The following is a 25,349-nucleotide window of genomic DNA, read 5'->3' as shown; positions in this document are numbered from 1 at the left end:
GTTTTCGCTATACATTATATATATGATTACGCTTCGTCCCATTGCTTGCGAAGCAATTCAACGGCTGCCGTAGCCGTAGCTACGCGGTCGTCGTTCTGACAGCCGCATTCAAAGCTCACGTATTGATCGTAGCCGAGCATCTTGAGGGCGCGGAAACCGTCGACGTAGCGGTCTGCCTCTCCGTCTTCGCCCGGCATCAGGCGACGCTTGCGGCTGGCGATATGTACGTGTTGAAGCAACGATCCGGCCGAAAGAAAAGCGCCCATGTCGGACGTCTCTTCCCACGTCATGTGCCAGAAGTCGCCCATGCAACGCACGCCCGGATTGTCGATGTCGCGACAGATCGAGGCGGCGTCGGCTACCTGACGGAGGTAGAAGGCTTCCTTCCGATTGAGCGGTTCGAAGATAACCGTCGTCCGGTGTTCGGCGGCAAACGTGCCGAGTTCGTCGAACCATCGGCAAAGGAAATCGCGCGTCTCCTGCGTATGCGGCATGGCCGGCTGTTGCGCGTTGAACGCCGGTACGATGATGACGCCGGTCGAACCCAACTCGCCTGCCGCGGCAATAATCTCGCGCATCGTGTCACGACACAGGTTACGCACGGATTCTTCTTCCGAAAGCATAAATCCGTCGAAGCCCGCGCATATTGCACTGATTTTGACATTACGCCCTTCGAGCGCTTTTTTCAACTCGTCCTTCCGCGCGGCCAACCCTTTGCCTCCCACTTCGAGGCCGGTCACACCGAGCTTTTCCATCACGTCGAGCTTGGCCTTCAGCTCAAGATCGCCCAGCGTCCACTCCTGAAACGAGAGGTTCAGCTTCACGTCTTTCTTCGTGTCGTCTCCGTCCTTGCAGCACGCTTTTGTCTCTGCGCCCGTCGTCGCGCCTCCGGAGCAGGCGGCCATCGTTGCCAATGCCGCGCTGCCTAAAGAGGCCTTTAGAAAATTTCGTCGGTCGATACACATCACTTTTTCTCTAACGGTTTACCGGGTACGGGTACCACGAACGGTTTCATATCCATGTTGCCCAGATTCAGGTCGGCCGGCATATAGTCGAGTGCGGAGGCGGTCATGGCTTCCCATGTCGTTTCTTCGCCCGTGTAAGCCGATTCGCGTCCCATGATGGCGGCCATGTTCGATACGGCGGTTTCCGAAGCCTGATCGATCGATTTGCCGGCGCGAATCGTATTGATCCAGTTCACATGCTCGAGCGTATAGGGGTCGTTCTGTTTGAACGATGCCTTTTCGGCGTCAAAATCATACTTCCAGATCACATTGCCGGCAAGGTCTTTGATTTCCATGTTCGCGCTGTTCCACGAACCTTTCGTTCCCTGAATAAACTCGCTGACGTTATTCGCGCAACCGTCTATCTGGCGGCACATACTGTGCAGATGGATACCGTTCTCCATCGTGAAGTCGATGCTGAAATTATCGTACTGGTCGCCCGTGATCCGGCGCTGACGCGATCCGAAGCCGACGGCTTTTACCGGTTTCAGTCCCGAAAACCATGTAAACACGTCGATGTTATGTACATGCTGCTCGACGATATGATCGCCGGAGAGCCATTTCCAGTTCACCCAGTCGCGAATCATCCATTCGCAGTCGCTCCATCCAGTCTGACGTTCCCGGTACCATAACATGTTCTGATTCCAATAGACCGTTCCGCCCGTGATCTCGCCGATCGCACCGTTCATGATCTGCTGGTACGATGCGATATAACTCCGCTGATGGTGACGCTGCGTGCCGGTGATTACGCATAGATTCTTGGCCTGCGCCTGCTTGGCCGTAGCCATGATGGTGCGGTAACCTACCGCGTCGACGCAGATCGGTTTTTCGAGGAAGCAATGTTTATTCTTTTCTACCGCATACTGGAATTGGGCCGGGCGAAAGTTCGGCGGCGTAGCAACGATCACCACGTCTACATCGCTGTCGATAACCTGCTTGTAGGCATCTAACCCGACGAAGCGCTTATCGGCAGGAATGTCGATATTCTTCTCGTCTTTCAGTTTCTGGGCCAGACTGTCGACCCTGTCCTGAAACGTGTCGGCCAGCGCCACAATCGTTACACCGTTCGCCGCGGCGAGGAAATTCATCGCTGCACCGCTGCCGCGTCCGCCACATCCGATGATACCGGCCTTCAACTCTTTACCGTCGGCCGCCATATCGGGCAATTCGGGCACATAATATGTTCCCGGTTCTTTCAGCGGCTTGTTGGCCGCATTCGCGTTCTCGTTACTGCTTGCGCCTCCTCCACACGAGGAAAGCAGGGTGGCAGTTCCCCCCGTACCGACCATTCCGGCTGCGCCCGCAAGGGCCGAGCTTTTGAGGAATGACCTTCTACTGATACTGCTTTTTTTTGTCATGACAAATTTGAGTTAAATGTACTGTTTTTTAGTTCCTGATTATTTCGCTTTCAACGACGAGTCCGGCTCGCAAACCACACGGAAACCAATCCCCCGGATGTCGGAATACCACCAGATGCTCTTGGGCTGTTGCGGGTCTGTTTTCAGCCAGTCGTCGTGGCGCGTATGGCTGCGGGCGGCACAGCGCACATCGGCCGCATCGCTCGTATAATTACCGCCGCGTACCACCCATTCTTCGCCTTCGGTCACCAACGGATCGGTAACGGTCGAAGCCCCTTTGGCATATGCCTGCGGGTCGTATTTGTCGGCACAGTATTCCATCACGTTGCCGAGCATATTTTTCAGCCCGAACGGGTTCGCTTTAACCTTGTCGGGCTCCTGCGTCTTGTTCTTCGCATTTTTGCCGTAGATAATAAATTCGCCGATAGGTTCGGTTTTGGCGCTGATAAATTTACGGATGATGCCTTCATCCGAATAATCTTTCGGTCTTCCTGCGAAGAAATAGGGCGTTTTTGTGCCTCCGCGAGCCGCGTATTCCCATTCGGCTTCGGTCGGCAGGCGATATTTCTTACCGGTCTTGAGGGAAAGCCACTGGCAGAACGTCTCGGCAGCATAGTGCGTCATCGTAATGGCCGGACGCGTACCTCCTCCCCAGCCCTGATCCGGAAATCCGAACGGCGGTGTCGGGCCGGAAACGCCGTCCACGTCGATGTCCGCGCGGGTATTGTTGGCGTAGATCGTTTCGGGCGGCGTGCGTCCTTCGCTGAGCGTAGCCGCGTAAAAAGCCCAATATTGGTCCCAAGTGACTTCGACCTCGGCCATAAAGAAAGGGCTGACGGTCACGTTTCGCACCGGCGACTCATCGTCCCGGCGGAAGTCTTCTTTATCGGGGCTGCCCATCTTGAACGTACCACCGGGGATGGCAATCATCTTGAACGAGACCGGAGTGCCCGGAATCTGTTCCGTGAAATCGGTGAAAGAAGTCACGACCGTTGCCGAATCGAACGGCGGGCCTGAAGCCGTGGCAGAGACTCCCGGAATACCGGTCATCTGTCCGTGCTTGTAGTTCGGGTTGTAATGTCCGGCGTTGAGGTGGCAACTGATACATTGCAAATTCAGTTTTTTCTCGTTTTCTTCGTAGTAGAGGTGCGCGGTGATTCCCGCGTCCGTGATACCTGCGGGAAACAGATTCTTATGACATTCTTTACACGACTCGTTCGGGATGTATTTTACGGCATGTTCGAGCTGCGACTTCATTTCCCAGTCGAACGAGTCTTTGGTCAGATACCCCCACAAATCGCGTACGCCAAGCTGTATCTTGGCCGAATAATGATTCCATGTCTGATTCTTCGGAGGCAAGTGGCAGTCGACGCAATGAACGGTGACGCCGCTCCCGTTGTTTACGTGCGACGATAATTTCCATGTTTCTTCCGCGTGCGGATGGACGTGGCAACTCATGCAGGCTTCGTCCGTCGAATAGTAGACGGATACTTCATAGAGGGACATGAAAAAGGCCATGCCGACGATAAAGCCGAACAGAAACAGGGGCCATTTCTTTTTCTTTTTTTCGTCTCTTCTCGACCGGTAACTCGTTCTCATATTGTTTCAATCGTCCGTTATGTTTGTTTTGTTGTTAATCGATCCACGGTTGCCATTTGCGGTCGTTGTTGCGTGCTGAAGTGACCATCGTTTCGATAAACTGCATACCGCGCAGTCCATCGTAGACGGTCGGGAAGTCCAACCATTCTGGCTGCGGTGTTTCGCCTGCGGCACGTGCACGAAGGGTACGTGCGAAATTGCGGTAAATATTCGCAAAAGCTTCGATATATCCTTCGGGATGTCCGCCCGGTGTACGCGTATTCCAACGGGTAACGTCACTTAGTCCCGTAAAACCGTTCCCGACGCGTATTTCTTCCGTCGGTCGATCCGGCCATTTGGCGTATAGCGTATTGGGCTCCATCTGGCGCCATTCGAGGCCTCCTTTTTCGCCGTAAACCCGTACGGTGATGTTATTTTCTTCGCCGGCGGCGATCTGTGTCGCGATAAGAACGCCCGTAGCCCCGTTGTCATAATGCAGAAAAGCGGCACCATCATCGTCGAGCTGTCGTCCCGTCGCAAATGTTTTCAGCTCGGCACACAATTCGGTTACGCGCAGACCGGTGATATATTCGCTCAGATGCCACGCATGCGTACCAATGTCGCCGATACATCCGGCCTTACCGGACTGCTGCGGATCAGTCCGCCAGACGGCGTTATTATTTCCCAGAAGTTCGATACGTTCCGTCAGCCAGCCCTGAACATATTCCACGTACACACGCCGTATCTTTCCCAAGTCTCCCCGCGCGATACGCGCTTTAGCCTCCTTAACGGCAGGATAACCGGCGTATGTATGTGTCAACGCGAGAAGGCGTCCGGTTTCTTCGACCTTCTGTTGTAAAGAGCGGGCTTCCTCAAGCGAAAACGTCATCGGTTTGTCGAGTACGACATCGAATCCCGCGTCAAGCGCCATAGCGGCCGGTTCGTAGTGATCTTTGTTTGGTGTAACGATCGAGACGAAATCCATCCGTTCTCCTTCGGGAAGCAGTGCCTCCTGTGTGATCATCTCGCGATAGTTTCCGTATATGCGGTCGTCCGGCAAGTAAAGAGAACGTCCCGATTGGTGCGAAATGTCTTTATTGCGACTGAAGCATCCGCAAACCAGCTCAATCTCATTGTCCATAAGAGCGGCAGAACGGTGGATGGCGCCAATAAATGCATTCGCTCCACCTCCGATCATGCCCATACGTAGCTTTCTGTTTCTCATGCGAAAAATATATCTTCAGTCCAATAAAAATTATCGATTTGGCGGATAAAAGTAGTGCTTTTTCCCTAAATCGCCAAATCAACATTCGTTCTATCAGCAGAGAGAGGCCTAATCATAACGATCGAACCGCCAGAATGCACCTTTTTCGCTGGGATCAGTCCGGTACGCTTGTTCGTATTCGGGAATGGAATTTAGACCAAAGTCAAAGAAAAGCGGGTCATCTGTATTCGGGAAAGAAACATTACCTTTGCGGCTCACTTTATGCAACAAATGATGAAAAAAATAATATTACTTTTTCTTTGCGGATGGATTATGCTGCTGACGGGGTGTGCTAAAGAAAGTCCTGTTGATGATGATGAAGAACATCCATCGGTTTCGCTCACAGAATACGAAAAAAAAGTCGTAGCGCTTGTCAATAAAGAGCGGAAAGCCGCAGGGCTGAAAACGCTGAAAATTGAGACTTCGCTGATGGTTGACAGCGATGTGCGCGCCAAAGAAATCGTGTCCGAATTTTCCCATACCCGCCCTGACGGCAATTCGTGTTTTACCGTTATCACGACGAAATTTGCATCTGCGGGTGAGAATATTGCCAAAGGATATGCGTCGCCCGAGAATGTGATGAAAGGCTGGATGAATTCGAAGGGACACAAAGAAAACATCATGAACGGACAATTTACGCATATCGGAGTGGGATGCCATCGCGAAAAGGGAACTTTCTACTGGGTGCAATTGTTTATCGAGAAGTAGGTGGCTTGTTGATGCCGAAAATTATCTATCTTTATGCCGAAAAGGGATATAATTATGACACTTAGAACATATCGTTTAAATTCAAAAGAGGATCCGACAGACGAATTGCTCGACAAGTTGATGGAAGAAGTAGGTAAAGCGGTTCAAGAAGAGTCACGTATGGTAGATGCTGTGCTGGAGGCACGGATGAAAGATGTTTCTCGACAAGTAACTGAATTAAAGCGAAGAATAACCCGCTAAGCATGTAATATGACTGAATTGAAAAGGCCGGTTCTTTGCATTGTTGCCGGTCCCAATGGAGCTGGCAAAACGTCGACAACGACCCAATTATTGAAGAATGAATGGTCGGAAGGAAGTCTATATATCAATCCTGATAATATTGCCCAAGAAGTTTATGGGGATTGGAATTCGCACGAATCTATTATAAAAGCAGCGCAAGATGCCACAGACCTTCGGTATAAGTGTCTGAGTGAAGGGCGTGACTTTGTTTTTGAAACCGTTTTTTCTTCAGACGAGAAATTGGAATTTGTAAAAAAGGCAAAAGAAGCAGGCTTCTTCATCCGTTTCTTTTATATCTGCACTCAAGATCCGACAATCAATGTTCAACGTGTTGCAAAGCGTTATTTAACAGGAGGACATGAAGTACCCATATCAAAAATCATTACTCGATACTACAAATCATTAATCAATGCAGCAGTAGCGATAGCAATTGTAGACAGGGCTTATATATATGATAATTCCGTAGAAAATGAACCGCCCAAACTATTATATCGAACGGTAGATGGAGTTTTACTAAAAAAATACATAACTGATTTGCCGGAATGGGCAGAATCATTCATAAAATGACAAACGAATAATATAAAAAACCTGATGATGAAAAAGTATATGATCTTCCTTTGCGGATGCATGCTTTTCCTCTCCGCATGCGGGAAGGAAAAAGAAGCAAGAGCTGATTTGGAACGTGCTCGGGCGTTGTATGAAGACCGGCAATTCGCTGCGGCCAAGAATGCGATCGATTCGCTTCGAATGCGTTATCCCGAGGAAGTGGCTGTGCTGAAAGAGTCGCTGACGCTGATGCGTCTTGTCGAGCGCGGCGAGAGTGAGCGTAACATCGCTTTTTGCGACAGCATGATACCGATTCGTGCGGAAGAAGCCGAAGCGATGAAGAAAAACTTTGTGCTCGAAAAGGATACGGCATACGAGGACGTGGGACATTATGTATGGAAGCAAAAGACCGTCGAGCGGAATGTGGAACGGAGCTATATCCGCTGCGGGGTCGATGAAAAAGGTGAACTGTATCTGGCCAGCGTTTACTTCGGACGAGCGCCGCTCAACCACACGGGACTGAAGTTCTGCCTTGCTGACGGAACATACGCCGAGACGGCCTCCGTTCCTTACGACGGTGGAGTCAACTACCGTTTCAAGGATTTGGGCAATACGACCGAAATTGTCACGTATAAAGCTGAAAACGGAATCGATGCGGTCAAGTTTGTCTGCGGACTTGATGATAAGGCGCGTGTTAAGGCCGAATATACCGGCGGGAAGCCTTTCTCTCTCATGTTAAGCAACGAAGACAAGAAAGCCATCCGTGCAACGTTCGAGCTGGCCATCATTCTGAGCGACCTTGAAAATATGCGCAGGGAGAAAGAAAAATCGATGAAGAAAATCACGTACATCGATCAGAAGCTCGGCAGCGGCGAAATGCTGAAAAAGGATTAAAAAAGCCGCGCGCCGGTTGCCAATTCTCAATAAATCTTTACCTTTGTCTCCTTTTAGAAAAAATGGTATAAAACAGGTGTTATGGCACAACAGGAAGATGTATTTAAGAAACTGATTTCGCATTGCAAAGAGTACGGGTTCGTATTTCCCTCGTCGGATATTTACGACGGATTAGGCGCTGTATATGATTACGGTCAGTATGGTGTGGAGCTGAAAAACAACCTCAAAAAATACTGGTGGGACAGCATGGTGCTGCTCCATGAGAATATCGTCGGGATCGATTCCGCGATTTTTATGCATCCGACCATCTGGAAGGCTTCCGGTCATGTCGATGCATTCAACGATCCGCTGATTGATAACAAGGACAGCAAGAAGCGTTATCGCGCCGATGTGCTGATCGAAGACTATTTGGCCAAGCTTGATGAAAAAATCGACAAGGAAGTCGAAAAGGCGGCCAAGAGATTCGGCGAAGCTTTCGACGAACAGCAGTTCCGTTCTACGAACCCGCGTGTGCTGGAGAACCAAGCCAAGCGCGATGCCGTACATACACGCTTTGCCCAAGCGATGAACGCCAACGACCTCGCTGAGCTGCGGCAGATCATTCTCGACTGCGAAATCGTATGCCCCGTGTCGGGCACCCGCAACTGGACCGAAGTGCGCCAGTTCAACCTGATGTTCGCCACCGAGATGGGCTCTACGGCCGACGGTGCCATGAAAGTTTACCTCCGCCCCGAAACGGCGCAGGGGATCTTTGTCAACTACCTTAACGTGCAGAAGACGGGACGGATGAAAATACCGTTCGGCATTGCGCAGATCGGGAAAGCGTTCCGCAACGAGATCGTAGCGCGACAGTTCATCTTCCGCATGCGCGAGTTCGAACAGATGGAGATGCAGTTCTTCGTTCGTCCGGGCGAAGAATTGAAATGGTTCGAACAGTGGAAAGAGATGCGTATGAAATGGCACCGTAACCTCGGTATGGGCGATCATAAATACCGCTTTCACGACCACGATAAACTGGCGCATTATGCGAATGCCGCTACCGACGTCGAATTTGAAATGCCGTTCGGCTTTAAGGAAGTGGAAGGGATTCACAGCCGTACCGATTTCGACTTGTCACAGCACGAGAAATTCTCCGGGAAGAAGATCCAATATTTCGATGCCGAACTGAACCAGAGCTATACGCCGTACGTGATCGAAACGTCGATCGGAGTCGATCGGTTATTCCTGAGCATCATGGCGGGAGCCTATCAGGAAGAGACGCTCGAAGGCGGAGAGTCGCGCGTCGTGCTGAAGCTGCCGCCCGCACTCGCGCCGGTCAAGCTGGCTGTACTGCCGCTGGTGCGTAAGGACGGACTGTCGGAAAAAGCCGAGGAAATTCTGCACATGCTGCGTTTCGATTTCCGTTGCCAGTACGACGAAAAAGACTCCATCGGCAAGCGTTACCGTCGTCAGGACGCGATCGGTACGCCGTACTGTATCACGGTCGACTACGACACGATGAAAGACGACACGGTCACCATCCGTTTCCGCGACACGATGCAGCAGGAACGGGTTCCGATCGCGAAACTACACGAAATCATCTCGGACAAGGTGAGCATGCGCAGTCTGCTCGAAGGTTTGAAGTAAGCATAGAAACTAACGGATACACACACGAAAAATGAAGAAAAACGTTTTCTGTCTGATCACGGTATTTGCGGTGCTGTTCGCCGCGGTAAGCTGTGACAAAAAGGACGATGATAAGACCGATCAGGTATGGAAGCTCGCCAATGAGCAAGCGTTCAATGCGGTTAAAAATAATCCGGCGTATGCCGAGTTCAAGTCGCCCGGCAACGAAGGGAGTATATATTACAGAGTTCTTAAAAAAGGAACCGGCACAAAGCAAATTTTTTACACCAGCACTGCGACGGTGTATTCGAAAGGGTGGTTTGCGGCCGACTCGAAGGAGTATGGTATCACAAAAGGCATGGTATTTCAGAAATGGCTCGCGGAAGATGGTATACCGGCAGAGCTAAAGGTGTCCGAGCTCGTTTCGAAAAAAAATGGCCTCACCGTTTCACTTAAAGGGATACAGGCTGCTTTGCAGAAGATGACGCAAGGCGATAAATGGGAGATCTGGGTCCCCTATCAGTTAGGCGGAGGAAAGAGTAGAGCGTCGGCCTTGACAATCGGTTCCGCTCCGCTCCATCTTATTCCGGCTTATTCGACACTGGTCTTCGAAATCGAAGTCGTGGAAGTCATCCAGTAGGAATTTCGCTTCACCTCACATTGAATTCGGGCTTTCAGCCCTTGTATGCCCTGCGGGCGTTGAGTTGTTGAAATGCTTATTTGTTGAGTTGTTGGCCGGTAAACATCCCCCCTACCCCCCCTTCAAAGGGGGAAAGCGTGATACCCGCCGAACCATGTACCCGGTATGAAAATTAACCATTGACAATTGACAATTAAATAATGGCAAACGCCGAACAGTGTATCGTGTAATTGGTGGCTAAAAGCGCAACTCCCCGAAGTGTTCGGGACAATGATAGTCCGGCGACGGTAGATCTATCGGGCTCCATGTCACGAAATGCGGGTTTTCCGTACTGTCGGCGCATTTGTAGAAGTTTGCCCGCATATTTTGCGGCAAATATGAAGCGTCAAGGCCCATCAAATCAAAGGGAATAGCGACCGTCACCTCCCACGCATAGATTCCTTTCTTTTCTTCAAAGGTCTGCCTTTCTACGGTCGTATAACGGCGTATCTTGCGGTATTCGTTATCGGTGAACGGGGTGCGACCATGGCGTCCTGCTCCGCGTGCTGCCAGACACGTGCCGATACAGTTAAATTCGAAATTCGTATAGAGTGAGTCGTCATTACGACGCACAAAAAACTCGACGCAGCTGTCGGGATGTACGTGTTGGCCGTCCTGACCGGCTACAGCCCGGAGCGATAGACCGCGTACGAAGTAATGGAGATACAATTCTTTGTCGCCACGTGCGATATCGAACGCCACGATCGGTTTGTACGGAAATTCGGGCCAATTGATCGTGTCGATGCTTTGGCGTAAGGCGATTGTTTCCATCGCAGCCGTTGCGCTCTTCAAATCCATGCCGTCCAATTCGGGGCAATACGGCACTTTCAATGTTTTCATCATGATGTAGTTTCGTGAGATGTGTGTTATCATATGAAAAAAGAGGGAATGACGCGCGAACGCAGACCCACTCCCTCTCTTGTTAAATGTTTGTTATTTGCAGGCGCAAGAAGGTTTCAATTGCTTGAAGAAATCATTGCCTTTATTATCGACGAGAATAAACGCCGGGAAATCTTCGACTTCGATTCTCCAGATCGCTTCCATGCCGAGTTCGGGATATTCGAGGCATTCGACCTTCTTGATGCTTTCGAGCGCGAGCACGGCAGCCGGTCCGCCGATGCTGCCGAGGTAGAAGCCGCCGTATTTCTTGCAGGCGTCGGTCACTTGCTGACTGCGGTTTCCTTTGGCGATCATCACCATGCTTCCGCCGTGAGACTGGAAAAGATCGACGTACGAGTCCATACGTCCGGCCGTCGTCGGGCCGAACGAACCGGACGACATGCCCTTGGGCGTCTTCGCCGGCCCGGCATAATAGATCGGATGGTCTTTAATGTACTGCGGCAGCCCTTCTCCCTTGTCGATACGTTCTTTGAGCTTCGCGTGCGCGATATCTCGCCCGACAATGATGGTGCCGGAGAGCGACAGGCGAGTCGAAACGGGGTATTTATCGAGCTGTTCGAGGATTTCGGGCATGGGGCGGTTCAGGTCGATCTTCACCGCGTTACCTTCGCCGGCTTGACGCAGCGACTCGGGGATAAGCCGCCCGGGATTATCGTCGAGTTTCTCGATCCAGATGCCGTCTTTATTAATCTTGGCCTTGATGTTGCGGTCGGCCGAGCACGAAACACCCATTCCCACGGGGCACGACGCGCCGTGACGCGGCAAACGGATGATGCGAATATCGTGAGCGAAATATTTCCCGCCGAACTGCGCGCCGAGACCGAATTTGTACGCTTCTTCGAGGACTTTCTTCTCCAGCTCAATGTCGCGGAAGGCGCGCCCGCCTTCGTTGCCCGTTGTCGGGAGATTGTCGTAGTAATGCGTCGAAGCCAGTTTGACGGTCAGGAGGTTCTTTTCGGCCGATGTTCCGCCGATGACGAACGCGATATGGTAAGGCGGACAGGCAGCCGTACCGAGCGTCTTCATCTTTTCGACGAGGAAAGGTACGAGCGTGTCCGGATTCAGCAAGGCTTTCGTCTCCTGATACAAATAGGTCTTATTCGCCGAACCTCCTCCTTTGGTGACGCAGAGGAAATGATATTCCATCCCTTCGGTGGCTTCGATATCGATTTGCGCAGGCAGGTTGCATTTCGTATTCACTTCGTCGTACATGGTGAGGGGAGCATTCTGCGAATAACGGAGGTTTTCTTCCGTATACGTCTTGAAGACGCCTTTCGAGAGCGCTTCTTCGTCGCAAAAGCCCGTCCATACCTGCTGCCCTTTTTCGCCGTGGATGATGGCTGTTCCCGTATCCTGACAAAGCGGGAGTTGTCCTTTACACGACACCTCGGCATTGCGCAGGAAGGTCAGGGCAACGAACTTGTCGTTATCGCTCGCCTCGGGATCGGTCAAGATTTTAGCGACCTGCTCGTTGTGCTCGCGCCGCAAGAGAAACGATACATCGCGAAAAGCCTGATTGGCCAAAAGGGTCAAGGCTTCGGGCTCGATTTTGAGGATCGGATGTCCTTCAAACTCGCTGACCGAAATATGGTCTTTCGTCAGCAGATAATATTCCGTCGTGTCTTCTCCCAGCGGGAACGGCGGCTGATACTTAAATTCAGGTGTTGTTGCCATAATTTTATGCTCTGATTTTTACGTTACATCGACATCAATAAATTTCCTGCCCACAAAGATACATATAAGATTGAGAATGGAGAGCGGTTAACCGCGATATTTTCGGCCGTTGACATCTTGCCGTCGTTTCTCCGGTGATTTAGGGGCGAAAAACCTCGTTGTTGTACAACAACAGGGTCAAACACGCTATTTAACTGCCATTGTTGCACAACAACGGGTCAAAAACTCCTGTTTAAAGGTCATTGTTGTACAACAACGGGGTAGAATCGGACATTTTGTCATGCTTTCGCTTGCCGTCAGTAGGTCAACTTGAGTCCGACACCTCGCACGGTTACGAGGGAAACGCCGTCGTCTCCGGCGAAGCGCTTTCGCAACTGTGCGATGAACACGTCCAGGCTGCGCGAGGTGAAATAATCGGCTTCCGGCCAGAATCGTTCGAGAATGGCTTTGCGTCTGACGGTTTCGTTCCGGTGTTCACACAGGAGTTGCAATATCTGTGTTTCGCGCGGGCCGAGCGAAATCGTTTTTCCGTTCTTGTCATGCAGTTCCGACTTCGATGCGTCGAACCGGAAGCCGCCTAACGTAAACTGCGACGTGGTATCTTTGGCCTGTTCGCTGTTCCGTGTCCTGAGCAATGCCTTGATGTGTGCGTCAATTTCTTCGGAGGTATACGGTTTCTTGATATAGTTATTGACGCCGACCTGATAGCCGTGTATTAAATCTTTGGGCGAAAGGAGTCCTGTCGCAAAAATAATCGGTGTCCGGCCGTCTGTCTGGCGAATTTTCGAAACCATTTCGAAGCCGTTCATCACGGGCATTTCAATATCGGAGACGATGATGTCCGGCATCTGCTCTTTCCATTGTTGAAAGCCTTCTTTGCCGTTCACGGCCGTGAGGATTTCGTAACCGCCAATCAAGTCTTCCAGCCCGCTGCGCACCATGTAGAGCAGTTGGGCATCGTCTTCAACGAATAAAAGTTTAATCATGTCATTTCAGGGATTAATTGAAAGGATATTTCTTGCACCAGGAGGGGGAAGATCAGCGTAAATACACTGCCTTGTCCTTCGATGCTCTCTACTTCTACGCTTCCGCCGTGTGCCTGCATGACTTGCTGCACGTAGGTCAGTCCCAGTCCGAAGCCCGTCGGTCCTCCGCGCAGCGAGCGTTTGTTGGCGGCCGAGGCGCGTTCGAATTTTTCGAAAATCAGCGCCTGGTCTTTTAGCGGGATACCGAATCCGTTGTCCGAAACGCTGATTCTGGTCTCGTTCGGAGTGGTCTGGCACGACAGGTTGATGTGCACCGAGGCACCGGAATATTTGACGGCATTATCAATCAGGTTGCTGATGATTTCGCGCAAATGCATCGGATCGGCATAGACCTGCTCCGTTTCCGGACAATGCATCTCGAACGTAATCTGTTTGTCCGTACGGATCGAGAGGTGACGGACCAGCTCGTCGACCAACGGTTTCAAAGGCACTTCGGCACGGTCGAGGATCAGTTTGTCTTCTTCTATTTTCGCAAGTGTCATAACTTTATCGCTCAACGAAAGCAGATGATGACATTTGTCTTCTATGATGTCGAAATGTTTCTTTTTCTTCTCCGTATCGTGGTCGATCTTACCGCTACCCAGAATTTTCACTCCCATCAGGATCGTGTTGAGCGGTGTTTTCATATCATGCACCATCGCGTTCGAGAAGTTTTTACGCAACTCGGCAATCCGATTTTGAAGAAGGATAATTTTGACCTGATAAGCGATACCCCACCCCACAAAAAACATGGAAACTAACGAGCCGATGAAAAGAAGCCCCAACCGACTGAACACATTTTTGTGAGGCGAAACGATAATGGCGCGAAGGGCTTCGGTGCTATCTCTGCGAAGGAGCGCAGGCTCCGTCTCGACCGTGCCCCACCATGCGCGAAACGCGGAGTCGGTGCTCTCCAATACTTCACCCGTACGCAGGTTGATTTTGTCGATAATCGTTTTTGTATGGATATTTTCGGAGGCCAGAAAAGTTTGGTAAATCGAATCGAACTGTGTCAGTGAAACGGGGGCATTATATTCGATAAGAGCTTCCTGAAAAGGAACATAATCATCTTTTCCATCTTCACTCACCTTACCTGCAACAATCCTCGCTCCTTCGGGAATCGTTCCCTTTGTGCGTCTCATAATATCTCTGAACATAGAAGCCGCAAAGACCACATTGCATCTTTCTTCCAACTGGCTATACTGCATGTGGTACGTATAGACCGACCACATTGCTTGCAGACAGAACAATACAAACAACGACGCAGCAGTTACAATTTTAGGCTTCCTTGTATTCATGATACCATGCCATTAATTCTAATGAATGGTACAAAGGTATGAAACTTTTTTTAATCGAACAAATTTCCGGGCAGAAAAAATTAACCTACGGATAACCTTAGATAACGCAACGTTAACATAGCATGAGTTTCGAAGGCCGTATCTTTGCCGTATCAAAAACAATTAAAAATGGATCGATATGAAAAAGAATGTATTTAATGTATGTAGAAGAGGTTTCGCAAAAAAGAATGCGACGGCGCAAGTACTGAATGGGTGTCTGACCGATCTGACCAACCGTGAGATGGAGATGATTGAAGGAGGAGACTGGGAATATGTTATTGTAAATGGAGATATTGTCAGAATTTATATTCCTGAAAAATTAACGTAAAGATAACGTAGCGTTAACACAGGAGCGAAAAAAGCAACGTTACCTTTGCGGTATGAATTTGGAAATGGATTTCTCCGGTCAAGCACGATTGAACTCTTTGGTTTTATTTTTTGCCGGCTATAAATAAATGAAGAGTGAAATGGCGGGATTGTGAGAATGAAAGATAACTATATTAATTTTTAAAACAAAAAAAGATGAAAAACAATTTGAATGAATCCACTTACGCAGTGGAAGTGATGAGTGAGAGTGAAATGACGGAAGTCAATGGCGGACTGATTATTGAAGTAATTGCTGTGTGTGCTGCCCTATTTACCATAGGATATCAGATGGGGAAGGATTGTGCTGAAGCAGACAGGAGAAATCGTTAATAGCCATAAAGGAAGAAAACTATGAAGAAGATGATTAATTTTGAAGACTGGAAGTGTATAGAATTAGAAGAAAGTGAAATTCTAGACATTAATGGTGGCATATCCCGGAAAACAATGTTAATTGGGAATACTCTCACATTTCTCTGTCCTGTGGCGGGAGCTGGTTTCTGGATATCATACGTGATAAACTCATAAGAGATGTTATTTATAGCTATTGCCTCATGCGCTCTTGTATTGGCTATACGATGCAAGAATAAAAAAATAAAATATGCATTGTTGGCATGTTCGCTGATCCTGTTGATTTTAAGCATGCTTATTTGACTCTGATTTTTATTTTGTGAAAGTGTTGCACTTATCCACTGATTTCAGGGGTTATTCGGCAAGACAGGAAGTGATGTTTTTGACTGGAGAGGGACCGATTTACCTCTCCGGTCACTTATCGCCTTTTCGGACAATTGGATAATTGAAATTTTCTATTTAATTTTGCAACAATAAATATTAACAATAAAAAGAGACTTATGAAACGGTGTATTTTTAAAAAAGAGACGAATGCAGATAAGGCATTGGTGATTTTATTCTGCCTGTCCATTATCATTTATGTGGCCGGCGAAATAGCATACCAATTCGGACAAGCTTTGGCTGCTGGGTAAGCGCATTGAATGCTATTCTCAAGAGTAATTGAATTCTTTGGCTTCATGTTCTTCAACCGAATTAATTATTAAAACAGAACAGTAATGGAAAGACAATTATTTAATCCCATTGTATTATCGTTAATTATTGCAGCGGACTGTTTGGCAATTTATGACTTGCTGCGTTATGAAAAAAAGCGTAGTATACAATATAAGGTAGTTATGGTATGCCTTATTCTTCTTCTACCATTATTAGGGGTATCGATATATTATGCAATAAAGAATCGTCACTTAAGACGAAAATGCTCCGTTTAGTTTTTACAAAACATTGTTTTGCAAGTTGCTCTTTTACAAACCAAAGAAATAAAACATCAATTTAGGACATGAAAAAAACAATTTGGAAAACAGCCTTAATCACCCTTGGTATATGGGTGTTGTACGATATCATCCGGAACTTGTCCGAGAGCATCGACGCATTTAAAGCCGGCATGGATTTTTGCATGAATATGTTATAATCGGTATATGATAACCGGTAAAGACGTATGAATATTTAATAACAAGAAGCGGTGTCATAAGAAGAAAAACGGCAGCGTTGCGTTGCTTGGAGAATGAGGGTGGAGCTTGATGTGTTAATTTGTTCTTTAACATCTACTCATCGCCTTTAATTTTTCTTATTCTTATAGAATTTAAGAGGATATGCCAAAAGGTAATACCTTGGTATATCCTCTTTTTGCTTTATCGATATCGGTTGTGAGGAGCCTCTGCTTTGTTAACGTAAAAATAACATGATGATAACATAGCTTCAGTTGTTCGTAGTATACTTTTGTCGCAAGAATTTAAAGACAGAAGCTATGTTGTTATCGAACGAGTTTATTGAGAATAGTATTGAGACGTATATCTATAAGCATACGACAACGTCTCAAAAAATTTACTGGGTCGTATTGGCGGCTGTGACGGTGGCGTTGGTTTCTCTGCCGTTTATTTATGTGGATATATCGGTACAGGGACTGGGTATCATCCGGCCTGTTGCGGAGAAAACGGAGATCAAGTCGCCTGTAACGGAATTAGTCGATTCGGTCTACGTCCGTGAGGGCGAACAAGTGAAAAAGGGCGACATTCTTTTGCGATTCCGCACAAACAGTTCGGATTATAAGATTGCATATCAATCGAACCGCCTGAACGATTATGCCGAACAACTAAGCGATCTGACCTATTTGGCAAGAGGAGTGTCTCCTTCTTCTTTTCAATCCCCTGTATGCAAACAGGAATACCATTATTATATCAAACGAAAGAAAGAATTAGAGACCTCGTTGGATCAGGCGGAAAAAGAATATCTCCGCAATAAAGCTTTGTTTGAAAAGAAAGTCATTGCCGAAGAAGAATACGATACGTATTACTATCGCTACAAAAGTCAACAGAACGAGTTGGCCTCGCTCATAGAAAATCAAATGAGTACATGGCAAGCAAATTTAAACGCACTCCGCAACTCGCATAACGAAATGTATACTTCTCTAAAGCAAGAAATCAAAGATAAAGATATGTATTTTGTTAAAAGTCCGGTCAGCGGAACATTAGATCAGTTCTCCGCTATCTATCGCGGCAGCAGCATACGGGCCGGAGAATCCCTTGCCGTGATAAGTCCGGACTCTACGCTGTATTTCGAAGTGTATGTGACACCAAGAAATATCGGTTACTTGAGTTTAGGTATGCCGGTAATTGTACAAATCGAATCATTCAATTATAACGAATGGGGCACGGTCAGTGGAACGGTTCGCGAGATATCATCCGACTTTATGACCGATAGCGGAGGAAATTCGTACTATAAGGTAAAGTGCGGGATGGACAGAGACTACCTGCAGCTGAAGAACGGGCGAACCGGTAAATTAAAGAAAGGAATGACCGTCAGTGCTCATTTTATGATTACCCGTCGCTCCCTGTTCGATCTGCTTTACCAAAAGATGGATGATTGGGTCAATCCTGCCCAGTATAAACAAGTATCTAACAATTAAACATAAAAACAGATGAAAAGAGGTATCAAAGTTAAACAGCATGATATAACGGATTGTGGTGCGGCTTGCCTGGCATCTATTTGTGCCTACCATGGATTACGTTTTCCCGTTTCCCGTATCCGACAGTATGCTTTCACAGATAAAAAGGGAACAAATGTGCTTGGAATCACTCAAGCGGCGCATAAGCTCGGCTTATCGGCGAAAGGGGTTCGTGCGCTACCGGAGGCCTTGGATATTGTGCCTAAACCGGCAATTGCCCATGTCATTGTCAAAGAACAGTTACAACATTATGTCGTAGTGTATAAAGTAACGAAAACACATGTCACCTATATGGATCCCGGAGATGGGTGCATGCATCAAAAAACGCGTGAGGAGTTCAATAAAGAGTGGACAAAGGTTTTGGTTATTATGGAACCCGAAGAGTCTTTCCGGCGCGGAAACGAAAAGAAAAGCATCGTTTCTCAATTCATGGCTTTGCTTATGCCACATAAAAGCGTCATGCTTCAAGCTCTTTTCGGTGCTCTTGTGTACAGTATCTTAGGACTCTCTACGGCAGTCTACGTCGGTAAGATTACAGATTATGTTTTAGTAGATAAGAACTTGAACCTGCTGCATCTGATGGGAGTTGTCATGATTGCCATCCTTTTATTGAGAACGTTTATCGGTGCGATGAAGAGTATTCTGGCCTTAAAGACCGGCCAGCGTATCGATGCCGCATTGATTCTCGGATATTATAAACATCTGTTGACTCTCCCTCAGCAATTTTTCGATACGATGCGCGTAGGAGAAATCATCTCGCGAGTGAACGATGCTGTTAAGATTCGTACTTTTATCAACAATGTTTCGCTCGATTTGGCCGTGAACGTAATGATCTTGTTCTTCACTTCTTGTCTGATGTTTGTGTATTCATGGAAGCTTGCGGTAGTTACCCTCTTGTCTGCTCCTTTGTTTCTGCTTGTGTTCTGGGGATTCAACCGGCTGAATCGTAAATATCAACGCCGCATCATGGAAAGTGCGGCTGACCTTGAGTCGCAGTTGGTCGAATCCATTAACTCCATTTCGACCATCAAACGCTTCGGGATAGAAGAGTATGCCAACCTGAAGACAGAAATGCGTTTTGTTCATTTGTTGAAAAATACGTTCCGTAGCATCTATGGTGCTATTATGGCACAGGGAGGTATCCAATTTATTTCTACGGGAGTGACGATTGCCGTATTGTGGACAGGCAGCGTGTTGGTAATAGATCAGGAGCTGACTCCGGGTGCCCTGATGCTGTTCTATTCATTAGTTGGATATGTCTTGTCTCCGATCTCTTCGCTGATCACGTCGAACCAAACCATACAGGATGCGTTGATTGCGGCAGACCGCCTGTTTCAGATTATGGACTTAGAGAGAGAAAGCGACAACAGTCAGAAAATCGTACTGACACCGGAGATGATCGGTCATATTTCGTTCGAGAATGTAGCCTTTCGTTACGGTTCTCGAAAGAAGGTTTTTGAGTCATTACATTTAACAATTGAAAAAGGAAAAACAACCGCCGTTATCGGTGAGAGCGGATCCGGTAAAACAACGCTGATTTCACTCATGCAGCATATCTATCCGATACAAGAAGGACAGATACGTATCGGAGAGTTCGATATTGCACAAGTAACAAACGAGAGTTTGCGCAGCATGGTTGGCACTGTTCCTCAGCAAATCGAATTATTTGCCGGAAGTATTGCTGAAAATATCGCGCTCGGAGATTTATATCCGGATATGCAACGAATCATCACCTTAGCCGAGCAATTAGGCTTAAAAGAGTTTATTGAAAAGTTACCCCAGAATTATATGACGTATATCGGTGAGCATGGAGCGTCACTTTCCGGGGGAGAACGGCAACGTCTCGCCATTGCACGCGCGTTATACAAAGAGCCGGAAATCTTAATATTTGATGAAGCTACTTCTTCGCTTGATTCGGTTTCGGAGAGGTTTGTAAAACAGACCCTAAAAAGCCTGGCGGAACGAGGAAAGACGATTATTGTGATTGCCCATCGGCTGAGTACCGTTAGAGATGCCGACGCGATCGTTGTGTTGGATGATGGAAAAGTGGTTCAGCATGGCACCCATGAAGAACTGATACAGGAAGACGGCACCTATCGTAAATTATGGAACGAACAATATAATCTGATATGAGAAACCATCTCTTTTCTATCTTGCTTCTGCTATCAGGCAACTTGCTGTATGGCCAAGCCCCGTACACATTAGGAGAATGCATACAACAAGCCCTGCATGCCAATGTGGATATCAAACGCCAACAAGTACAGTTGGACAAGCAGGCCATTCGGGTCGAGACGGAAAAGTACAGCCGGTTGCCGGACGTGAATTTGAACGGTACACAGCAATTTGATTTCGGGCGTTCGCTGAACCGTGATAATACGTATACGGATGTCAACTCACAGACAAGTTCATTTTCTTTGACCACAGAAGTGGGGCTGTTCTCCGGATTTAGAACAAAGCATTCGATCACACGGCAAAAGTTAGAATTAAAAATAAATCGAGAATTATTAGAGAAAGTACGGAATGATATTACGTTGCAAGTTACCATGTGCTATTATCAGATTTTGCTCGATAAGGAGATTGTAGCGATAGCCGATGAACAGATCGCATTGACGCGTGAACAGGAAGAAATGACGCGGGTATTGGCTACACATGGTAAAGTAGCGGAATCGCAAGTATTGACGGTCAAGGCACAGTTGGCAAATGACGAATTGGCTTCGGTCAAAGCAGCGAATACACTTCGCCTCTCCATGATCAATTTGCTTCAGTTGCTCGAGCTGCGAGATACCGCCGGTTTCGATATTATGCCTGTTGCGCTCGATACACTCATGCCTTTGGCCGTATCTCCGGATGAAATCTTTGCCGTATCGGAACAGATTATGCCTGAGATTAAAAGCGCTCGTACAGCTGTTGAGAGCAGCCGAAGCGCTATTCGCATAGCCAAAGCCGGCTATTATCCCTCCTTAGCATTGGCTGCAAAAATAAGTAGCGGATATTATCACAATCATGAAAATAATCCGCCATTAAGTACACAGTTTAAAAACAATATGCAACAAACGGTATACCTCACGCTCCGTATTCCGCTATTTAACCGAATGGCTACCAGGAATGCCGTACGCACAGCGCAAAAAGAGCAGGAAGATAGTCGTCTTGCCGCAGACAACGCGTTGAAAACGCTGTATAAGGAAATACAAAAGACGTGGTACGATGCGCTCTCCGCACACGAGCGCTACGAGTCGACGCGCCACTCCGTCGTGGCGAACAGTGAGGCTTTACGCTATGCAAAAGAAAAATATCAAGCGGGAAAGAGTACCGTATACGAATATAACGAAGCAAAAATGAAACTGGCGAATAGCCGCTCCGAACAGGCACAGGCCAGATATGAATTTGCCTTGCGGAAAAAGATATTGGATTTTTATGCCGGCCAAGCCATCAGATAGAAACAATGAAAAAAAGAATGATTATGCAATTATTTGAAACCATCGACAGAGCCAGACGCATGCACGGCCTGATACAGCGCGAAGCAACGGGAGACCCACAGCAATTCGCCGAACGCCTGCATCTTTGTCGCCGACAGTTTTTCAATGTGTTGGACGAACTGAGGGATTTAGGTGCAGAGATACGATATGACAGAATACGGTGTACGTATTTTTATGCTAATGACTTTGATCTGCAGATCGTAATCAAATGCTGTCCCCTTGACGAAAAAGAGCAGAAGCGGATTGCCGGAGGATTTTTTATCAAAAAAATACCGAATGCAATTTTATTGCACCGAAGCGATGTATTTTTGTGTTGTGATTAAACGAATGGTGCACAATTCGGGAGATTACAGAAGTATTTTTACAGTATTATTCATTTAAAATTTAACAAACATGAAAAATTTTAATTTGGCTACTTACGGAGTAGCAGAGCTTAATGCTCAAGAGATGGAAGAAGTGAGTGGAGGATGTCTCTTTGCTGTTATAGTCGGTGTCGTGATACTCGCTGCCGCCGCAATAGATTATCTTCAGGATGGTAAATTGGATGGACATATTAATATTTGATCATTAAATGTTGGCAATTTGAAGGTGTATTTATAGTCATGCGACTATGACTTAAATATGCCTTCATTTAAACGATTCTACGATGTTGAAGGTGTCTTATGTTGTGTGTTGTTTTTTTGTTATTCCGACCTTGCTGTACGGTCAAGCTCGTTCGGTCATTACGGGAAGCGTCGTAGATGAGCATAACCGGCCGTTGCCAAACGTGAATCTTTTCTTCAAACAGGCAAAAAGAGGAACCGTCACGAACTCCGACGGGCAATTCCAGCTCCGGTTGCCCGAAACAGGCGATACGCTGACCGCATCGTGTATCGGGTACGAAACGCAGGCCATACCCATAGCGCAGAACAGGTTTACTTTGTCCATTCGATTAGTTCCCGCCGATGTACCACTGAACGAAGTCATCGTTACGAATCTTTCGGCTCGCGAGCTGTTGCAAAAAGCGATCGAGAAAATCCCGCAAAACTATCCGCAAACCGAATTTCTGACAAACATATTTTATCGTGCCAAGATAAATGACCCGGCAACCGACTCGCTGTTGTATGCCGAAGAAGCAGCCATAGAGCAGATCAAATCGTACCGGCGAAAGGCGAAGGATCGGACGTTCTTAGTTCGAAATCGCAATTTCAATTTCGACAAAGGACGCCGACGTATCAGCGGTATGGGACTTTTCGACTATGTGAAAGTATTGAACGATCAGCGGGAAGTTAGTCGTAAAAATCAGTTAACTTACGGACCTTTCAGCAGTTATGATAACCGGAGCGTGTATGTAGTAGAACTGAATAAAGATGCGAAAAATAGAAGGAGCACTGTCGGGCGGTTTTATATCGATACGGACGACTTGGCCTTTGTACGTGTAGAGTTAAGCGATGGCCAAAAGCGACATATTACGCAATATAAGAAGATGGACAGCCTTTATTTTCTAACATCCACTTATGTGTATAATATGGATCGGGGAGCGGAAGGCGATATGAAAGTCTCGGCCGAATGGGTGCTGACAGAAATGAATCGGACATTCCGCCCTGAAGATATTCAAGGAGTTTTTATTCGTGATGAAGAGAGTGAGATTCTTCATTCGACTCCTCTCGCCGAAGAGGATACGGTTTTCTGGAAGACTCATAATCAAACCTTGCCCGACCGATCTATGCAGTATAAAATGGCCGGATATGCTTCCCGACAACTCGTATCCGGTGACGCTTCCACATCGAAGGCCGGAGAAACGGTATATAAAAGGCTCTATAGCCCAAATCTGACGCTGTCCGTATCGACTCAGTTTCCCAACGATATGCATCTATTGGCACGGAATGCTACATCGATTAATCAATTTACCAATTATACATTCCAACATAGAACAGGCAATCTGTATGTGGGGCTAGCCCTCTCTGCCGCACTTCATTATTCCATCATCGCCCCATGGGAAGAGATTGCTGTCGAGCAGCAGCTTCTTTCTGGCAAAGAACTAAAGATGCGCTACCATCCTTTTGCATTTAATTCGTTCGGCCGTTCATACCATTACGGTGTTCCTGTTTCGCAGATGGATCGTTTGAAGACAGAGGATTATACGGATTTTATGCGTTTGCATACTGTGCGTAGCGAATACCGGTATGTTAAAGCGCGAATGCAGGAAGAGGAAATCGTACGTGTCGATACGCGCAATCGGAACAATCTACTCGATTACCTCCGATACTATTCTCTCGATCTGCTTTATAATCGGATGTATTCCGTTTCGTGGACACCGCTCAAAGATATCGTAGTCGAAAAGCACAATGAATCCGAAACTCCTTTGATTGTCGATGTAAATAAAAGTTGGGTGAAGTACCTGTTTGAACCGGAGATTCCATTCTCCGCACACATTACCCGCTCGGCACTGTCAGATGAAGCACAGCGTTATTTGCGGCGATCGTCCTATCTTTCATGGCTTAACTTGTGCTCGTTACCACTCTTCGGAGTCAGTAGAATCCCGCTCGGCAGACATTGGCAAGGCTCGTTCAGTTTGGGTTATCTCCGCACTCCTTTCGGCGAACAGATGGAGCAGAATATATGGTTATCATACAAGCGCCAATTGCACGGCGTATTCGTACGACAGTATGTAAATCATGAGAAAACGGGTTGGGGGCTGGGCTATAAACTATACGACGTCTCATTGAACCGACACCTGCATCTCACATCCAACATCGATTACTGGTTGCAACCTGCTAACCTGAGATTTTATGACCGGACGTTCAGAAGCGGTTTTCGTATAGGGCAGGAACTTGAATATCGGCTGTTGTATAATCGCTATACAAAGCAGAATCGTCTGTCGATCTTTTTGGGCTATGATTATAAAACAAAAGGCTACGTCCCCGACAATCTGCGCACCGAGGCTTCTTTCAGACTTAATGCCGGTTGTAAGATCAACTTCTGATGTGGGGGTATGTTATAAGGGCTTTTTAGAACCAGCCTTATATAAACCCAGATTCCGCAATAGAAGAAATAAGCATGAGTTTAATTCAGGCCTTCAGCCCTGCGAACAAGGTACGGATGTCGATACCCCACCCTTGCGGGATGGGGCTGAAATAATCCGGGCTTTCAGCCCTTGTATGCTCTTCGGGTGTTGAGTTGTTGAAATGTTTATTTGTTGAGTTGAATGTTAAACAACAAACACCTAAACATCCGAAGGACTGAACGCTGATCGCTGAAAGAGCCCTGAAAGGGCGAGATAATTCAGCCCAATGCGAAGCGTTGGGGAAAAAGACATCGTATTTCGTCGGAGGGCTGTAAGCCTGACGTAACCATTGTCGTACATTCGTTCGTCCATTATTAATGGTAAACGCAGAACCGTGTATCGCGTAATTTGGGTTCAATCCGGTTTTACTTGCATACGGACGCGCGTAAACTTCCATACGTATCAAAATAAATTTCCGTACGTACGGAAATTTATTTTCTCCCGTATGTAAATTTTCTTGCATACGGACGCAGATGTTTTCGTGTCTTTCTCGCGCTTTTTTTTCACCTCTCGCCGGAAGGCGCGGTATGCATACGGGAGGAGAGGTATACACACAAAAAAAAGAGAGCACTCTCTTGTTCAGAAAATGCTCCCTTTCAAAAA

26 protein-coding genes are annotated in these 25,349 nt (G+C 47.4%); 17 read left to right on the top strand and 9 right to left on the bottom strand.

The genetic code is table 11. The annotated features are described in order from the left end of the window. Positions 1–26: 26 nt before the first annotated feature. Genes Q4A89_RS00610 through Q4A89_RS00595 form a run of 4 tightly spaced genes read right to left on the bottom strand, consistent with a single transcriptional unit; the run spans position 27 to position 5,165 of the window. The gene (locus tag Q4A89_RS00610; protein WP_303182913.1) at positions 27–965 is read right to left on the bottom strand and encodes a TIM barrel protein; all 939 of its coding nucleotides are present in this window, start codon (positions 963–965) and stop codon (positions 27–29) included. Beyond that, complete coding sequence (locus tag Q4A89_RS00605) at positions 965–2,362, bottom strand: Gfo/Idh/MocA family protein (protein WP_303182911.1); 1,398 nt, start codon at positions 2,360–2,362, stop codon at positions 965–967. The genes Q4A89_RS00610 and Q4A89_RS00605 overlap by 1 nt, the downstream gene beginning before the upstream one ends. Positions 2,363–2,401: 39 nt before the next feature. Then, the gene (locus Q4A89_RS00600; RefSeq protein WP_303182909.1) at positions 2,402–3,961 is read right to left on the bottom strand and encodes an SUMF1/EgtB/PvdO family nonheme iron enzyme; all 1,560 of its coding nucleotides are present in this window, start codon (positions 3,959–3,961) and stop codon (positions 2,402–2,404) included. A gap of 34 nt (positions 3,962–3,995) precedes the next feature. Continuing rightward, positions 3,996–5,165 carry a Gfo/Idh/MocA family protein gene (locus tag Q4A89_RS00595; RefSeq protein ID WP_303182907.1) on the bottom strand — a complete coding sequence of 390 codons (1,170 nt, stop codon included), beginning with the start codon at positions 5,163–5,165 and terminating at the stop codon, positions 3,996–3,998. Between the two features lie 270 nt (positions 5,166–5,435). Here Q4A89_RS00595 and Q4A89_RS00590 point away from each other — a divergent pair, with 270 nt between their 5' ends. From Q4A89_RS00590 to Q4A89_RS00565, 6 genes are all read left to right on the top strand, one after another. Beyond that, positions 5,436–5,912 (top strand): CAP domain-containing protein, encoded by a 477-nt coding sequence (locus Q4A89_RS00590; RefSeq protein WP_303182905.1) that lies wholly within the window; start codon positions 5,436–5,438, stop codon positions 5,910–5,912. 54 nt (positions 5,913–5,966) lie between these two features. Next, entirely contained in the window at positions 5,967–6,152 is a 186-nt protein-coding gene (locus tag Q4A89_RS00585; RefSeq protein ID WP_303182904.1) for a hypothetical protein, read from the top strand. A 9-nt stretch (positions 6,153–6,161) separates the two neighbouring features. Continuing rightward, a complete protein-coding gene (locus Q4A89_RS00580) occupies positions 6,162–6,758 on the top strand; it encodes a zeta toxin family protein (protein WP_303182903.1) in 597 nt (198 codons plus the stop codon). A gap of 24 nt (positions 6,759–6,782) precedes the next feature. Then, on the top strand, positions 6,783–7,631 hold the full coding sequence (locus tag Q4A89_RS00575) for a hypothetical protein (protein ID WP_303182902.1): 849 nt from the start codon (positions 6,783–6,785) through the stop codon (positions 7,629–7,631). An 81-nt stretch (positions 7,632–7,712) separates the two neighbouring features. Then, positions 7,713–9,257, top strand: coding sequence for a glycine--tRNA ligase (locus tag Q4A89_RS00570; protein ID WP_303182900.1), 1,545 nt, complete (start codon positions 7,713–7,715; stop codon positions 9,255–9,257). A gap of 31 nt (positions 9,258–9,288) precedes the next feature. Next, positions 9,289–9,876, top strand: a complete 588-nt coding sequence (locus tag Q4A89_RS00565; protein WP_303182898.1) for an FKBP-type peptidyl-prolyl cis-trans isomerase — start codon at positions 9,289–9,291, stop codon at positions 9,874–9,876. Between the two features lie 237 nt (positions 9,877–10,113). On the opposite strand, the gene Q4A89_RS00560 is transcribed toward Q4A89_RS00565, so the two are convergent. The 4 genes from Q4A89_RS00560 to Q4A89_RS00545 all read right to left on the bottom strand — a co-directional run bounded on the left by Q4A89_RS00560 (position 10,114) and on the right by Q4A89_RS00545 (position 14,812). Further along, entirely contained in the window at positions 10,114–10,758 is a 645-nt protein-coding gene (locus Q4A89_RS00560; RefSeq protein ID WP_260442325.1) for a carbohydrate-binding family 9-like protein, read from the bottom strand. Between the two features lie 90 nt (positions 10,759–10,848). After that, on the bottom strand, positions 10,849–12,489 hold the full coding sequence (locus tag Q4A89_RS00555) for a fumarate hydratase (protein WP_303182895.1): 1,641 nt from the start codon (positions 12,487–12,489) through the stop codon (positions 10,849–10,851). Positions 12,490–12,785: 296 nt separating this feature from the next. Further along, positions 12,786–13,475, bottom strand: coding sequence for a response regulator transcription factor (locus tag Q4A89_RS00550; RefSeq protein ID WP_303182894.1), 690 nt, complete (start codon positions 13,473–13,475; stop codon positions 12,786–12,788). After that, on the bottom strand, positions 13,472–14,812 hold the full coding sequence (locus Q4A89_RS00545; RefSeq protein WP_303182892.1) for a sensor histidine kinase KdpD: 1,341 nt from the start codon (positions 14,810–14,812) through the stop codon (positions 13,472–13,474). Before Q4A89_RS00545 ends, Q4A89_RS00550 begins: the two co-directional genes overlap by 4 nt. Before the next feature lie 178 nt (positions 14,813–14,990). On the opposite strand from Q4A89_RS00545, the gene Q4A89_RS00540 reads away from it, so the two are divergent. From Q4A89_RS00540 to Q4A89_RS00495, 11 genes are all read left to right on the top strand, one after another. Beyond that, positions 14,991–15,179 carry a hypothetical protein gene (locus tag Q4A89_RS00540; RefSeq protein WP_303182891.1) on the top strand — a complete coding sequence of 63 codons (189 nt, stop codon included), beginning with the start codon at positions 14,991–14,993 and terminating at the stop codon, positions 15,177–15,179. Between the two features lie 194 nt (positions 15,180–15,373). Continuing rightward, the gene (locus Q4A89_RS00535) at positions 15,374–15,547 is read left to right on the top strand and encodes a hypothetical protein (RefSeq protein WP_303182889.1); all 174 of its coding nucleotides are present in this window, start codon (positions 15,374–15,376) and stop codon (positions 15,545–15,547) included. A 518-nt stretch (positions 15,548–16,065) separates the two neighbouring features. Continuing rightward, entirely contained in the window at positions 16,066–16,197 is a 132-nt protein-coding gene (locus tag Q4A89_RS00530; protein WP_303182888.1) for a hypothetical protein, read from the top strand. Positions 16,198–16,281: 84 nt separating this feature from the next. After that, positions 16,282–16,491: a PLDc N-terminal domain-containing protein gene (locus Q4A89_RS11690; RefSeq protein ID WP_368389485.1), complete on the top strand. Its 210-nt coding sequence runs from the start codon at positions 16,282–16,284 to the stop codon at positions 16,489–16,491. Between the two features lie 68 nt (positions 16,492–16,559). Further along, positions 16,560–16,691, top strand: coding sequence for a hypothetical protein (locus Q4A89_RS00525; RefSeq protein ID WP_303182886.1), 132 nt, complete (start codon positions 16,560–16,562; stop codon positions 16,689–16,691). Between the two features lie 336 nt (positions 16,692–17,027). Beyond that, positions 17,028–18,185 carry an HlyD family secretion protein gene (locus tag Q4A89_RS00520; protein WP_303182885.1) on the top strand — a complete coding sequence of 386 codons (1,158 nt, stop codon included), beginning with the start codon at positions 17,028–17,030 and terminating at the stop codon, positions 18,183–18,185. Positions 18,186–18,197: 12 nt separating this feature from the next. Next, positions 18,198–20,357, top strand: a complete 2,160-nt coding sequence (locus Q4A89_RS00515) for a peptidase domain-containing ABC transporter (protein ID WP_303182883.1) — start codon at positions 18,198–18,200, stop codon at positions 20,355–20,357. Beyond that, complete coding sequence (locus Q4A89_RS00510) at positions 20,354–21,661, top strand: TolC family protein (protein WP_303182882.1); 1,308 nt, start codon at positions 20,354–20,356, stop codon at positions 21,659–21,661. The genes Q4A89_RS00515 and Q4A89_RS00510 overlap by 4 nt, the downstream gene beginning before the upstream one ends. Before the next feature lie 5 nt (positions 21,662–21,666). Then, positions 21,667–22,023, top strand: coding sequence for a helix-turn-helix domain-containing protein (locus Q4A89_RS00505; protein ID WP_303182881.1), 357 nt, complete (start codon positions 21,667–21,669; stop codon positions 22,021–22,023). 70 nt (positions 22,024–22,093) lie between these two features. Continuing rightward, positions 22,094–22,264 carry a class IIb bacteriocin, lactobin A/cerein 7B family gene (locus tag Q4A89_RS00500; protein ID WP_303182879.1) on the top strand — a complete coding sequence of 57 codons (171 nt, stop codon included), beginning with the start codon at positions 22,094–22,096 and terminating at the stop codon, positions 22,262–22,264. 82 nt (positions 22,265–22,346) lie between these two features. Next, on the top strand, positions 22,347–24,665 hold the full coding sequence (locus Q4A89_RS00495; protein WP_303182877.1) for a carboxypeptidase-like regulatory domain-containing protein: 2,319 nt from the start codon (positions 22,347–22,349) through the stop codon (positions 24,663–24,665). A gap of 85 nt (positions 24,666–24,750) precedes the next feature. Here Q4A89_RS00495 and Q4A89_RS00490 read toward each other — a convergent pair whose 3' ends face one another. After that, on the bottom strand, positions 24,751–25,209 hold the full coding sequence (locus Q4A89_RS00490) for a hypothetical protein (RefSeq protein ID WP_303182875.1): 459 nt from the start codon (positions 25,207–25,209) through the stop codon (positions 24,751–24,753). Positions 25,210–25,349 lie beyond the last annotated feature (140 nt).

The organism is Tannerella sp. (assembly GCF_030528505.1).
In the GTDB taxonomy this organism is placed as follows: domain Bacteria; phylum Bacteroidota; class Bacteroidia; order Bacteroidales; family Tannerellaceae; genus Tannerella.
Note: the sequence above shows the minus strand (reverse complement) of the source record. Positions and strands in the feature narration are given on the sequence as shown.